Source organism: Streptomyces sp. NBC_00259 (genome assembly GCF_036181745.1).
Taxonomy (GTDB): Bacteria; Actinomycetota; Actinomycetes; order Streptomycetales; family Streptomycetaceae; genus Streptomyces; species Streptomyces pratisoli.
Window position 1 is genome coordinate 7,563,552 of sequence record NZ_CP108080.1, and the last position, 13,304, is coordinate 7,576,855.

General features: G+C 69.9%; 10 protein-coding genes and 1 pseudogene. 3 read left to right on the top strand and 8 right to left on the bottom strand.

From position 1 onward, the window contains the following. Positions 1-6 precede the first annotated feature (6 nt). The 5 genes from OG766_RS33915 to OG766_RS33935 all read right to left on the bottom strand — a co-directional run bounded on the left by OG766_RS33915 (position 7) and on the right by OG766_RS33935 (position 5,700). On the bottom strand, positions 7-723 hold the full coding sequence (locus tag OG766_RS33915) for a GvpL/GvpF family gas vesicle protein (RefSeq protein WP_328727093.1): 717 nt from the start codon (positions 721-723) through the stop codon (positions 7-9). Beyond that, the gene (locus OG766_RS33920; RefSeq protein ID WP_328727094.1) at positions 720-1,145 is read right to left on the bottom strand and encodes a gas vesicle structural protein GvpA; all 426 of its coding nucleotides are present in this window, start codon (positions 1,143-1,145) and stop codon (positions 720-722) included. Before OG766_RS33920 ends, OG766_RS33915 begins: the two co-directional genes overlap by 4 nt. An 80-nt stretch (positions 1,146-1,225) precedes the next feature. Then, positions 1,226-1,528 carry a gas vesicle protein GvpO gene (locus tag OG766_RS33925; RefSeq protein ID WP_266384796.1) on the bottom strand — a complete coding sequence of 101 codons (303 nt, stop codon included), beginning with the start codon at positions 1,526-1,528 and terminating at the stop codon, positions 1,226-1,228. A gap of 70 nt (positions 1,529-1,598) precedes the next feature. After that, positions 1,599-1,934 carry a phage holin family protein gene (locus OG766_RS33930; protein WP_266384794.1) on the bottom strand — a complete coding sequence of 112 codons (336 nt, stop codon included), beginning with the start codon at positions 1,932-1,934 and terminating at the stop codon, positions 1,599-1,601. A 475-nt stretch (positions 1,935-2,409) separates the two neighbouring features. Then, a complete protein-coding gene (locus tag OG766_RS33935; protein ID WP_328727096.1) occupies positions 2,410-5,700 on the bottom strand; it encodes a family 78 glycoside hydrolase catalytic domain in 3,291 nt (1,096 codons plus the stop codon). A 324-nt stretch (positions 5,701-6,024) separates the two neighbouring features. Between OG766_RS33935 and OG766_RS33940 the strand changes: the two genes are divergently transcribed. Beyond that, positions 6,025-8,568 (top strand): polysaccharide lyase family 8 super-sandwich domain-containing protein, encoded by a 2,544-nt coding sequence (locus OG766_RS33940; RefSeq protein WP_328727097.1) that lies wholly within the window; start codon positions 6,025-6,027, stop codon positions 8,566-8,568. A gap of 76 nt (positions 8,569-8,644) precedes the next feature. Here OG766_RS33940 and OG766_RS33945 read toward each other — a convergent pair whose 3' ends face one another. Continuing rightward, the gene (locus tag OG766_RS33945; protein WP_266384786.1) at positions 8,645-9,385 is read right to left on the bottom strand and encodes a class I SAM-dependent DNA methyltransferase; all 741 of its coding nucleotides are present in this window, start codon (positions 9,383-9,385) and stop codon (positions 8,645-8,647) included. Positions 9,386-9,597: 212 nt separating this feature from the next. On the opposite strand from OG766_RS33945, the gene OG766_RS33950 reads away from it, so the two are divergent. After that, positions 9,598-10,455 (top strand): endonuclease/exonuclease/phosphatase family protein, encoded by an 858-nt coding sequence (locus OG766_RS33950; RefSeq protein ID WP_328727098.1) that lies wholly within the window; start codon positions 9,598-9,600, stop codon positions 10,453-10,455. 12 nt (positions 10,456-10,467) lie between these two features. Here OG766_RS33950 and OG766_RS33955 read toward each other — a convergent pair. Beyond that, positions 10,468-10,881 (bottom strand): annotated as a pseudogene (locus OG766_RS33955) (IS982 family transposase); the annotation flags it as partial. A gap of 70 nt (positions 10,882-10,951) precedes the next feature. On the opposite strand from OG766_RS33955, the gene OG766_RS33960 reads away from it, so the two are divergent. Then, positions 10,952-11,341, top strand: a complete 390-nt coding sequence (locus OG766_RS33960) for a hypothetical protein (RefSeq protein WP_037743720.1) — start codon at positions 10,952-10,954, stop codon at positions 11,339-11,341. 334 nt (positions 11,342-11,675) lie between these two features. Here OG766_RS33960 and OG766_RS33965 read toward each other — a convergent pair whose 3' ends face one another. Then, the gene (locus tag OG766_RS33965) at positions 11,676-13,265 is read right to left on the bottom strand and encodes a hypothetical protein (protein ID WP_328727099.1); all 1,590 of its coding nucleotides are present in this window, start codon (positions 13,263-13,265) and stop codon (positions 11,676-11,678) included. Positions 13,266-13,304: the final 39 nt, after the last annotated feature.

The window sequence follows — 13,304 nt, forward strand, 5'->3', positions numbered from 1 at the left end:
GGGACGTCACTCCACGAAGCTGTAGGGGGGAAGGGGGCCGTTGATCTGCAACGACAGCTGCGGGTTGGCCTTGGCCAGCGCGTTCACGGACGCGATGAACGACTCCGCGTCCTCCTGTGACACCAGGCACGAGATGCTGGCGAGCCAGCCGCCGGACTCGGGTCCGACACTGACCGCCTCCGCGACCCGCACGAGTTCCTGGTGCAGCCGGTCGGCGTCGATCAGCTCCTGCTGCTGCACCACGGCCACGATGCGCTCGCCCAGTTGGAGCTTCTGCTCGTGCGTGCCGCCGCCTGCCGCCCGGTTGGCCTCGCTCATCGCGCGGAGCTCGGGCTGGTCGGAGAGGACGCGGTGGAGCAGGGCCTCCTCGTCATGGGTGGCCTTCACGTTGTACTCGACCTTCCCGCCGAGTGCCGCGAGGCGCTCCTGGAAGTGCTCCGCGCGTTCGGCGAGCACGGCCTTCACCGCGGCGTCGTCGGGCGAGATTCCCCCGAAGCGCATCGGCAGCACCGCACCCGTCGCGGACGCCTCCGAGAGCACACGCTGGTGGGCGAGGAGGTCGCGCCGCTTGGGCCGCAGGGCATCGGGTGCGTCGCTGACGATGGCGAGGAGTTCGCCTTCGGCCAACGTCCGTACAGGCAGCGGGGGTTCCCCCACGCCGACCAGTTCCGCCGTGGGCCCGGGGTGGGTGCGGTGGACGATGCCGTAGACGTAGGTGCTCATTCCTGCTCCTCCTTCCTGCGTGACGTGCTGGTGCGCCGCGTGCGGGGCTTGGGCTCCGACCTGCCCTCGTCACGGGCCTTCTCGAACGCGTCGGAGATGGTCTCGGCGGCGCCGGAGAGCGCGCCCTTGGACTTGCCGCGCGCGCCGGACTCGGTGATCTCCCCGACGATCTCGGGCAGTCCGGGGCTGGCGTTCGGGCCCGACTCCAGATCGAGCCGATTGCACGCCTCGGCGAACCGCAGATAGGTGTCGACGCTCGCGACGACGACCCGTATGTCGATCTTCAGGATCTCGATGCCGACGAGTGAGACGCGTACGAACGCGTCGATCACGAGTCCCCGGTCGAGAACGAGTTCAAGGACGTCGTACAGTCCGCTGGTGCCGCCGCCACTGCGGCTCTGTTGTGCCGGAACCACGGTCATGGTCCGGAACCTCCCACTTCTGTTGGTCACTTCTGGTCGTCATGGGTCGTTGCGGGACGTGCGGACGGCCACCCGGTTCCTCAGGAGGGATCCGCCCTTCCGCGCTCGTATCGCCTCACGCGGTGGTACGAGGCGAGTTCACCGTCGGTGGTGAGGGTGACCTCGTAGGTCGCGAGAAGGCTGGTGGTGTCGGGAATCCGGGCGAGTTCCACGGTCTCGACCTTCAATTCCCAGCCTTCGTCCGTCCGCGCGAACGACGAGACCGATTCCACGTGCATTCCCGTGAGTTCGGTGAGCTGGGACCTGGCCGCCCGCATCACTTCCGATGCGGTCGGCTCCCGGTCCGCCCCGGCCTCACCGTTGGTTCTGGATGAGTTCGTCATTGCCGCCTCGTCTTTCATCGGGTTACCGGGCTCGGCGGGAGAAAACCTGACCCCCCGTCAATGCGGTGGATCAGTGGCCGATATCCGGAGCGCGCGGGGGCAACGGAGGGGCCTCCGACGGAATGGCCGCTGTCGGCGAACTCTGCTTTCTGGCAGCCGACTTCAGCACATACGCCACACCGGCCAGCACAGCCCCCACGAGCAGCGCCGCGACCCACGCGGGCATCACCGCGTCGAGCAGCAACACCAGGCAGGCGGCCACCGCGGCACCCGCATAAAGGCCTGCGGCACCCGAGGCCGTGTAGAAAGCCGCCGTTCGCCGTTGTTTTCTCGTCTGCGCGCGCAGCTCGTCCGCAATCGCGTCCCGGACGACCTGAGCGACCTGGTCCGACAGGTTGGTGTCCATGGGCGCTCGCGTACCCCGGGTTCTCTCGGACACGCGTACGACACCGGAAGTGACGGCCGTCGGCCGATGTCACCACTCCGTGCCGGTGGGAAAGCGTGCCTGTTCAACGGACCTGTGACGGCCCGGAATACGAGAGGGAGAAGAATGCCGCCGTCGAGAAAGCGCGTCGCGTGATCGTCAGCCTTGGATTTCGGCCATCGCCGGGCGGCGGAAGTGATCGTCGACCGATGCGGCGATCGGCTTTGTGCGTGCCCCGGCAGCCGCCACCCGAGCAGAAGGGTGGCGGCTGCCGGCCAGGCGCCGCACGAAGCGCTCGTGCTCGGCGGCGGTCGCGGCTCCCGGTCGGCGCGGGATCCGCCACTGGTGCGCAGGCAAGGATCCCGCCGCCGGCCGCGTGCTCACCCGAATGCCCGGCTGAGGTCGCTGTGGCGCACAGCCGACCGGATCCTGGGGCCTATTCGACGAGGTCAGGTCCTCACGGCCGCCCCCGGAGATGCCACTCACCGTGCGGCGCCCGGAACACCGCGAAGCCCGGCTCGGTGCGTACGAACTCCACGCCCTTCGGCACCTCGGCGTCTCCGCGCGTGGCGGCGGGCACATGGATCTCCGCCGTCGAACCCACCGGCACCCGCACCGTGAGCCGCACGACCTCGTCGATGCGCGACCAGGACACCGCCGCCGGCCCGCGGACCGTGTGCAGCTCCGTGCGCGCCCAGTCGACGCCGACGCGGGCGTCGGGCCGCACGGTGAAGGTCCGGTAGCCCTCGTCGCCGGGTCGCAACCCCGCGACGTTCTCGTACAGCCACTGCACGATCGTGCCCATGAAGTAGTGGTCGCGGGAGCGCGAGTCGAGCTCCCACATCTCCCACATGGTGTCCCCGCCGTTGTCGAACCAGTAGCCCCAGCCCGGATACGTCCGCTGGGTGGCGACGGCGTGCGCGACGTCGGAGTGGCCGTTCGCGCTGAGGGCGCGCAGCAGGACGCTGGTGCCGAGGGCGCCGGTGTTGAGGTGGTTGCCGCGCTTCTCGATGTCGGCCAGGAGCGAGGCGGTGACGCTCGCCCGTGCACCGGCCGGCACCAGTCCGAAGGCCAGCGGGACGCAGTTGCTGCTCTGCCGGTATTCGGGGTCCTTGGCCGTGCGGTAGTGGCCCTCGGGGCCGAGGAACGCGGCGTTGAAGGCCTCCATCAGCCCCTCGGCGGCGGTCACGAAACGCTGGTGGACCTCGTCCTGGCCGACGAGCGCCGCCATCTCGGCGGTGTCGGTGAGCCCCCGGTGCAGGTAGGCGGTCGCGGTCAGCCGGGTGTCCTCAGGGGGGATGCCGCCGGGATGGCCGGGCGGCAGCCAGTCGCCGAGTGCCGTCACCGCGAGGCCGTCCTCGAGACGGGCGAGCTCCCAGTCCAGGTAGCGGACCACGGCGGGCAGATGCTCGTGGATGAGCCGCTCGTCGCCGTACACCCGGTACATCTCGCGCAGCACGAACGGATAGACCGTGGTCCACTCGGGCGCCGGCGCGAGCTCCCGGTAGCCCCAGCCGCCGCTCGGCACGATCACCGGCAGCCGGCCCTCCTCGTTCTGGCTGTCCCGCAGGTCGCCGAGCCACTTGGTGAAGAACCGCTGCATCCCGAGCGCGTACGTCATGACGGGCGCGCCCAGCTGGGCATCGCCGGTCCAGCCGTTCTTCTCGTACATCGGGGTGTCGGTGGGAATGCCGTGCAGATTGTTCTGGACCGTCCGCCGCATCGCGCGCTCGATCTGCTCGAAGAAGGGCTCGGAGCAGCGGAAGCCGCCCGTGTCGCGCACGGCCGAGTGCACCACCCTGCCGACCACCTCGTCCGGCTCGGGCTTCCGCGGCAGGCCGCTGATCTGGACGTATCTGAAGCCCTTGTACGAGAACGCCGGCTCCCAGACCTCCTCGGACCGGTCCCCGGCGCAGATGTATTCGTCGGTCTGGCAGCGGCCGGTCGCGTTGCCGTTCTCGGCCTGCACACTGCCGTCGGCCTTGAGCCGCTCGCCGTGCACGAGCCTGATGACGGTGCCCGCACCGGCCCCCACCTTCAGACGCGTCCAGCCGGCCAGTGTGCGCCCCATGTCGACGATCCAGTCGTCGCCGTGCGCCTTCACCGTGACCGGCCGTACGGTGTCGATGACCTCGATCGCTTCGTGCGCCTGTGCGCGCAGGGTGCCTTTCGGCGGGTCCTGCCGCGCGGGCCGCTGCCAGCCGCTGTCGTCGAAGCCGAGCTCGGTCCAGCCGACGGGGTTCTTGCGGGCGTCGTAGGTCTCGCCCGCGTAAAGGGAGTTGGAGAGGGCCGGGCCCTCGGTCATACGCCACGTGCCGTCGGTGGCGACGCTGGTGCGCGAGCCGTCCCGGTGGTCGATCTCGAGCTGGGCGAGGAGCCGGGGCTCGCCGTGCCACGGCGGCTTGTTCCAGTTCCAGGCGCTGGACGTCTTCATGCCGAAGAAGCCACGGCCCAGGGTGACGCCGATGGCGTTGGCGCCGCTGCTGATCAGGTCCGTCACATCGTGGACGGCATAGAGGACCGTCTCGTCGTAGTCGGTGAAGCCCGGATCGAGCACCTGCCTGCCGACCCGCCGGCCGTTGATCTCGGCCTCGTAGTAGGCAAGTCCACTGAGGTACAGACGGGCGCGGCGCACCGGCTTGCCGACGGTGAACCCGCGGCGCAGCAGCGGCGCCGGCAGCTCGGGCACCCGCACCGCGACGCCGCTGCCCCAAGCGCCCTCACCGTACGGCGCGAGCACCTCGGCCACCGCCCAGCCGCTGTCGTCGAAGTCGGGCCGTTGCCAGCCGGCCTGTTCCTCGTCGGCGCAGCGCCATCCCGGCCCGGTGATCAGTTCGCGCGTGTCGCCGCCGGTCTCCACCATGAGGCGTACGAGCAGGCCGCCGGGGTTCACCGCGCCGTCGCCGCGGTTGGTGGCGCGGGCGGCGATCACCACGCGGCCCCCGGCACCCCTGACCTGCTCGGTCACATCGGCCAGGTGGGCGGAGCGCCAGGCGTCGGTCTGCTCGGGCTGGTGCAGCACCTCCTTGCCGTCGAGGAAGAGCGTGAAGTCGTCGTCGGCGGTGGCCACCAGCCGGGCCGCCGTCACCTCGGCGCCGTGGGGCAGTTCGAGCGTGCCGCGCAACCACAGCGTGCCGGCCGGGGCGTCCTGCGGGGTGGATCCGGGCGACCAGATCCATGACGCACCGTCAAAGCCCGGCGGCGCGGGCGGGGCGACCGCGCCGATCCAGTACCCCTGCCAGTCGTCGTCCGCCAACGCGGTCTCCCACCAGCGGGAGGTGCTCCAGGCGGACGGCCGGCCCTCCGCGTCCCAGGCCCGCACCTGCCAGTGGTAGCGCGTACGGGGCCTGAGCGCGGGCCCGGCGTAGGGGATGCCGACGGTGCGCGCGGAGGTGACCTTGCCCGAGTCCCACACCGTACGAGAACCCGGCTCGCCCTCGTCGAGCGACACCCTGATCTGGTACGCGCTCTGCCGGGCGCCCTTGCCCGGAGCCGACAGCTCCCAGCTCAGCCTCGGCCTTTCGACGTCGGTGCCGAGCAGGGACTCCGCGTACTCGACAGTGGTGCGTTCGACGCGCAACAGGCCCTCTTCCCTGCTGCCTTCCTCGGGCGGGGCTCCGGTTCCGGCCGCGGCAACCGCGTCCTGGCTCAGGCCGATGACACCGGCTCCGGCGCCGGCCGCGGACGCTCTGAGAAAGTTCCGGCGGTTCCAGGCACGGCCTTGGGTTGTCTCACGCTCGTTGGTCATCGCTCGTCCCTCGCATGGTGAACGGTCGGCCCTGGCAGGCATGAAACGTTTCAATCCCGGTTTACATTGATACTAGAGTGGTTGAGGGGGACACCTCAAGAGGCGTGCATGTTGGACGAGTTGAAGATCCCGCGGGGCCCGGGAGCGAACGACGAATCCTCTCCGGCGACGTCCCCAGGCGCTGTGGACTGCCCGCGACGGCGTCGGCAGGATCCTCGCCTGCCGACAGACAGACACTCGGCGGCGAGGGACGCTTAGCCTTGTCGTTGGTGGGTGCATCTGCTTGACTCCGCCCGCTGAGGACCGATTCGCCGGGAGGACGCCATGGAGATCTCGCGCAGACGCCTGTTGTCCGCTCTGTCCGCGGCGGGTCTTCTGAGCGTGGTTCCCTCGCGGCCGGCGACGGCGGACGAGGTCGCCGCCGGCAGCGCACGGCTGCTGGCCAACACCGTGGCCGTCTTCGCCGGGACCGCCGGGACCAACGCCCGGCCCGAGACGGCGGCCAAGCTGGCGGCCGTCGTCAGAGCGGCGCGGACGAATCTGCAGTTGATGGACGCCGCGGGTGAGGACGAGCTGTTCGCGGGGCTGGTGCTCGGTACCAACGAGGCCAACCTCAACACCGCCTTCCGGCGCCTGTACGAGATCGCGCTGGCCACGCGCACGCCTGGTGGCGCGGCCCCGGACCTGTACGGGAACACCGCCGTGCAGCGCCGGGTGATCGACGGTCTCGTCCATCTGCACGAGCGCTACTACGGCGACCAGTCGAAGGGCTACTACGGCAACTGGTTCCACTGGGAGATCGGGATCTCCCAGCACGTCAGCAGGCTGCTCGCGCTCCTTGCCGACGAGGTGCAGGTCTACCGCCCGGACCTCGTGCGCACCTACGTCGCATCGATGGACGCCTATCTCCGCAACGGCATCGAGGGGGACGTGAACCTCGACTCCCGCTTCCACACGGGCGCCAACCTTGCCGACATCACCATCAACCGACTGCTGCAGGGCGCGCTCCTCGGCGACGACGCGCGCATCCGCAAGGCCCTCACCGATCAGCTGACGGTCTTCGCCACCGTCGACCCGTACCACCTCAACCATGGTGTCACCGACGGCTGTTACGCCGACGGCTCCTTCATCCAGCACGCCTCCGTCGCCTACACAGGGTCGTACGGAAAGGGCCTGCTCACCCGCGTCGTCCAGACCCTGAAGATCCTCGACGGCACCGGCTTCGCGCACGGCGAGGAACTGGTCCCCACCGTCCAGGGCTGGGTCAGGAACGGCTTCGCGCCGCTGATCTTCGAAGGCTGGATGATGGAGATCGTCAAGGGGAGAGCCGTGTCACGGACGGACAGCGGCTACACCGACGTCGCGGTGGTCGTCGAGGCCGTCGTCGACCTCTCCTCCCTCGCGAGCGGCGTCGATGCCGCCGCCCTGAAGAGCTACGTCAAACACATCCGGTCCACCTCGCACACCGCCCTCGACCCGGCCGGCTTCGTCTCCCCGGCCGCCATCGTGCGCTACGCGGACATCGTCGCCGACACCACCGTCGTGCCCGCGGACCTCAACACCCCGTCGCGCAGCGTGGCCTTCAACGCCATGGACAGGACCGTGCACCGCAGGCCGGGATTCGCCTTCGCCCTCGCGCGCAGTTCCGGCCGGATCAGCAAGTACGAGTACATGAACGGCGAGAACCTCATGCCGTGGTTCCAGGGCGACGGGGCGCACTACCTCTACCTCTCCGGCCAGGACCAGGCCCAGGCATACGGAGTCGACTACTTCACCACGGTTTCGCCCTACGGCCTGGCCGGCGTCACCGCGCCGGTGGAGCAACGGCGCACGATCCCCGAGCTGTACGGGAAGCCGTACTACGACAACCCCGGCCACCCGCTGAACTTCACCTCGTCGTCCGAATCGCAGAACACCTACGTCTACTTCCCGCGCGGCACCAACGGGCACTCCGGCGGCGCCGTCCTCGGGGCGTACGGCGCGGCCGCGATGGTGCAGTCCGACGACGTCGCCTTCCGTGACAAGGGCGCGGGTCTGCTCCCGGACGACTTCGCGGTCTACCGCAATGCGACGGCGACGAAGTCGTGGTTCCTCCTCGACGAGGAGATCGTGGTCCTCGTCGCCGGGGTCGGCGACCTTGACGGGCGGGCCGTGACCACCACGCTTGACGCCCGCATCGCCGCGCCCGGCGACCAGGTCCACGTCATCGGGACGGCTCGCGACGGCCGGCCCTGGACCGGCGCCGGCACCGGTGATCTGCAGTGGCTGCGCTACGCCAACGCGACCCGGGGGACGGCCGTCGGCTATGTCTTCCTCGACACCCCTCAGGTGAGGGTCGCCCTGGACACGGTCACCCGCAGCCGCCGCGTCGTCCGCACCTCGAACCCCGACACCGCCGTGACCCGCAGCGTCTTCCGCGTGACGGTCGATCAGCCGACCGGAGCCGAACCCCTCGGTCTCGCCTACGCGTTGGTGCCGAACGCGGGCGAGGCCCGGCTGCGCTCCTGTCCGTCGGGGCCCCTGAAGGTGCTGGCGAACACCCCGCACCTGCAAGCCGTCACCCACACCGGCCTCGCCCTGACGGCCGCCAACACCTTCACGCCCGGCCGCCACGAGGCCGGCGGGATGCGCATCGACGGTCCCGCCTCGGTGATCCTCCAACACCGGCGACGCGACCTGACCACCGTCGCCGTGTCCGACCCGACCATGGAACGGGACACCGTCACCGTCCTGCTCCGCGGTCGGCCCCTGCGGGAGTCGACGTCGGACGGCGGCGTTCGCGTCAGCCCCGTCCACGGCGGCACTCGCCTGGAGTTCAACACCCGGCACGTGTACGGCCGGAGCTTGACGGTCACCCTGCGCCCTTAGACCGGGCTTCATCAGACCGGGCTCCCTCAGACCGGGCGCAAGCGGTACCCGGACGGTGACGGCTCGGCGGTCGGGCTCAGGTTGGCTTGCGCCATACCGAGATGTGCTTCGCGGAGTCCTGGGTGAACGGTGCCCCGTCCCAGTCCGCGACGCGACGTTCCAGCTCGAGCCCGGCGATCCGCGCCATCAGGTCGAGCTCCGCCGGCCAGGCGTACCGATGCCGGGAGTGGTCACGGCGGTAGCGGCCGTCGTCGGCGTCGCGGGTGAAGTGGTGCGAGACGAGAATCTGCTCGACCAGGTCGAAGGTGTCGAAGCCGAGATGCTGCTCGGAGACGTCGAACGGCACCGCGACCTGGCCGGGCGGCAGGAAGCGCAGCGGCGGCACGCCCAGTTCGATGACGAATCGGCCGCCGGGTCGCAGATGACGTGCGGCGTTGCGGAAGCACTCGACCTGCTCGTCCTGCGTGAGCAGGTTCGTGATGGTGTTGTAGACGAGGTAGACCAGGGTGAACTCGCCGGGGACGACGGTGGTGGCCATGTCCCCGATGACGACCGGGAGCATGTCCTCGTCGATCTTGCGCCGCAGGACCGCTGCCATGTGCTCGGACAGTTCGATGCCCACTACTGGCACGCCGCTTTCCCTGAGCGGGACGCCCACCCGTCCGGTTCCGATGGCGAACTCCAGTGCCCGGCCGTCTCCGGCGAGCTCGGCCAGGAGGGCGAGAGTCGGTCCCAGAACGGCGGCCGAGGACATCTCGGTCTCTTCGGCGTCGTAGCGGTCGGCGGTCGCACGCGTCCACAACTCACTGCTCGTCACGGGCGGCCACTCTGCCGGGTGCCGAGGGCGCTGTCGACGCATTTATCCTCCACCGGCTCCGATCACAGGTTCGGGGGCGGGGCGGTACAGAGCTTCAGGGCGGGACTTCACCGAGCGGCCATCTTGATTCGCCTGCCCTCTGGGTGCGCGTCACCGCGAGCGGTTAACGTGCCCGACCGTCACCCGCCTCTCATCCGCCGTCAGGAGCCGTCATGCGCCCCGCCCCGCTCACCGTCGTCCTCGCGTTGGTGGCGTCGCTCACCGCGCCACTCACCGCCGCGCCGTCCGCCTCGGCCCAGAACCATGCCCACAAGTCGGTTGGCCTGCGCGTCGCCTCGTACAACATCCACTACGGCGCCGACAGCGACAACGTTTTCGACCCCGCGCGCACGGCAGACGCCATCCGGGCCATGGACGCCGACATCGTGGGCCTGCAGGAGGTCGATGTCCGCTGGAGCGCCCGCTCCGAGTTCCGCGACGTGGCAACGGAGCTGGCGGACAACCTGAACATGTACGTCTCCTTCGCTCCCATCTACACGACGGCCGAGGGCGGCGGGTTCGGCGTCGCGATCCTGTCCCGCTTTCCGGTGCGCAGCGCCGAGAACCACGACCTGACGCGGCTGTCCACGCAGGAGCCCAACCCCGTGCCGAAGCCGATGCCGGGCTTCCTCGAAGTGGTGGTCAAGGTGAAGGGAACGCCGGTGCACGTCTACACGACGCATCTCGACTACCGCAGTGACCCCTCGGTGCGTGTGGCGCAGGTACGCGAGACCGTGGACATCATGGCGGACGACTGCTCGCCGAAGGGCAAGTGCCCGGCCCAGATCCTGACGGGCGACTTCAACGCGGGCCCCGACGCCGAAGAGCTGTCGCCGCTGTGGTCGGGCCTCACGGACGCATGGACGTCGTCGAACTCCGGCTTCACATACCCGGCGGTGACACCCGAGAAGCGCATCGACTTCGTGACACTGTCCGACGCCTTCACCGTCCGCAACACCACCGTCCCGGACACCCTGGCCTCCGACCACCGCCCGGTACTGGCGGACGTGACGCTGCGCCGCCGCCACTAGATGATCTAGTCCGGCCCAACCTGCCAGGTCGGAGCGTTTGACGGTCTCGCGGGAGCGGTCGCATTCCACCGGGGTGGAGTGCACGACCCGTACGTCGTCGCTCCACACCGAGGTGGTGGTGGCCAGGATCCGGTTGACGCTTCGCATCAGACCGGCGGCCTTGCGCAGCCGCTTGTCGTAGCCGGGCTGCTGGGGCAGGTAGGGGAAGAGATGGCGCAGGTGGGCACGGGCATGGCGGAGCCATTCGGCCTCGGAGGTGTAGCCCGAGTATGGCCTGCATCGGGGCGAGGGTGACCAGTTCGGCATCGCTCAGGCGGGGCGTAATGCCGACCGGCGGGCGCCACGGCGCCAGGTCGGGATGCTCCTTCAGCATGTCGTCGGTCGCGCATAGAGTGCTGTCGCGAGGGTGTCCACGTCGTTCGTCACAAAACGGTCTTGGACACCCTCGTTCTCGTCTCCGCGGGCACCCCTTGAACCACACCACCAGGAGGAACCAGTGTCATACCCGCAACTGCTCACCCCCGAGGAGAAGCTCGCCGACGCGAAGAAGCTGTTGAGCCTCCCGCGTATCGTCGTGATCTGCGGCTCCACCCGCTTCATGACCGAGATGAACGAGGCCGATCTGCGGGAGACCAAAGCCGGAAAGATCGTCGTCAAACCGGGCTGTGACATGAAGTCGCCGCACGAACTCTGGTCCGATCCTGTCGAGGCCGAGGCGCTGAAGGTTCGACTCGACGATCTGCACCGGGCGAAGATCCGGCTCGCTGATGAGGTGCTCGTAGTCGGCGACTACATCGGAGACAGCACCCGAGCCGAGATCGCCTACGCCCGGTCGCTGGGCAAGCCCGTGCGGTTCACGCACCCCGAAGTCGACCCTGACGCCTGACCGCCCGCTGCCACCTCGACAACCAGGGCCGGCAGCCCGCCGCCTGACCGTCTCGCGGTGGCTTCGGCCGCCGCCCACCCCACACCCTCCGCAGGCATCCCTCGGAATTGATCATCCAGGCTGGGGGAAGCCAGACGGTGGAGCTTCACGGCTACTGGTACTCGTCGTCGGGGCAGTCGGTTCGCTCAAGGTGTCCCCTTGCTTCGTGACGCACCGTTCGTGGCAGGGTCACTTCCGTCCAGTCCCCGTCCAGGAGCATTGAAGGCCGGGGTCAGCGGGCGCGGTCCTGCACACACTGACCACACCGCCCACAATTCTGCGGCCTGGTGGACGGTCAATCCGGGACCGAGCAGTCCAGGATCCGTCCGTCCACCGTCCCCACGACCAGCCGCTGTTGATCCGCCCGGTACGCGGCGGACACCGGCGTGACCGGGTGGCCGTGCGCGCGCAGGGTGTGCCGGGCTCGCACCTCGCCCGTCGCCGTGACCAGGGTCTCCACCTCACCGGTGAGATACACGACGTACAGCCTCCGCTCGTCGCCGTCGAGATCGGCGAGCGGCTTGTCGGTGCCGTACACCCAGCGTGCCTCTCCGTCCGGCAGCCGGCGGCTCACGACATACGTGCCCTCGCGGGATTCCGCGTAGGTGGCGCCCCGTTCGTACGACCGGCCCGCGTGGACGAGGGTGTCCGTCAGCTCGACGGCGGGGCCGTACCAGGGCTGGAGTGCGGACGCCGGGTCCCAGCGCAAGGGGAAGAGGGCGCGCACAGTGGCGGGGCCGTGGGCGCCTGGAGGATCGATCGCGTGGATCCACGGCGCGTCGTCGTCCGGGCCGGGGCCGTCCACATACAGCAGCCGGGCGCTGTGTCTGACGCGCAGCGCCGGGGAGTTGGTGCGGCTGGGGCCGAGGGCGAGGCGTGCCGCCTCCTGGTGCGTGGGGGCGAGCAGCAGCGCGGCGTCTGCGTCGCGCCCTTGCGGGCGCAGGGCGAGCCAGCCTTCGTCCGCGGCGCACAGTGCGGGGACCGACGGCACGTCCACGGAGCCCATCGCACCGCCGTCCGCCGTCGATATCCGCCGAACAGTGGTCGCGCGGTCGACCAGGCGCCCCGTCACCTCGTCGCGCCGGTAGCCCCGGTACGTCACCCATGACGACTCGTCGTCAGGGGCCGCCTCGACCCGGACGCTTCCCTCCCCGTCCGCAGGAAGAGCCCACCTCAGCGCGCCCGACGGATCCCAGCATTCGAGGTCCGTGTGCCGGCCGGTGGCGAGCACTCGGCCGTCGGCCAGCACCGCCAGGTCCCGCACCTCCCCCCGCCGCCGCCACCGGCCCTCCGTCAGCCGCGCAAGGGTGTTCTCCACATGCGGGTCGTAAAGGAGCCCGCTCTCGACCATCGGATGGCGTGTGTCGTCGGGGTCGACCAGACCGGCCGGAGCAGACAGCCAGTCGTCCACCGCCACGGCCAGCTCGAAGCCCTTGCTGAAGCCGCCGTCCTTGTCCTCGGGCGAGAGCAGCATCGCGAGCCTGCCGTCCTCCAGCCAGCGCAGGTGGCGCACTTGGCGGCTCTTGCTCAGCAGGTTCGTCACGCGCCCGGTCTCCAGGTGCAGCAGGAGTAGCCGTCCCTGAAAGTCCCACGAGCCGTCGTAGCGGCCGGTGCCGACTGCGACGAGCGGCAGCTCGGGGTGAGGCTCGATGGCACATACGGAGTAGCGGGAGGCGACGACGTGGCGCGGACGGAGGGTGCCGGCCTCGTACACGCCGATCCGGTGGCCGAGCCAGTGGCCCGTACCGCGCCACATGACGTGCCCGAGGTCACCGGCCGCGATGACACAGCCGTGACGCTCGTCGGTCACCGCCCACTCGGGCCGGCCGATCTCGGCGAACGGCTGGTCCCCGAGTATCCGGCAGACGGTCAGCTCATCCGGCACGACAATCTCCCCCCAGGTGGCGCACAGTCTGCCAGGCCC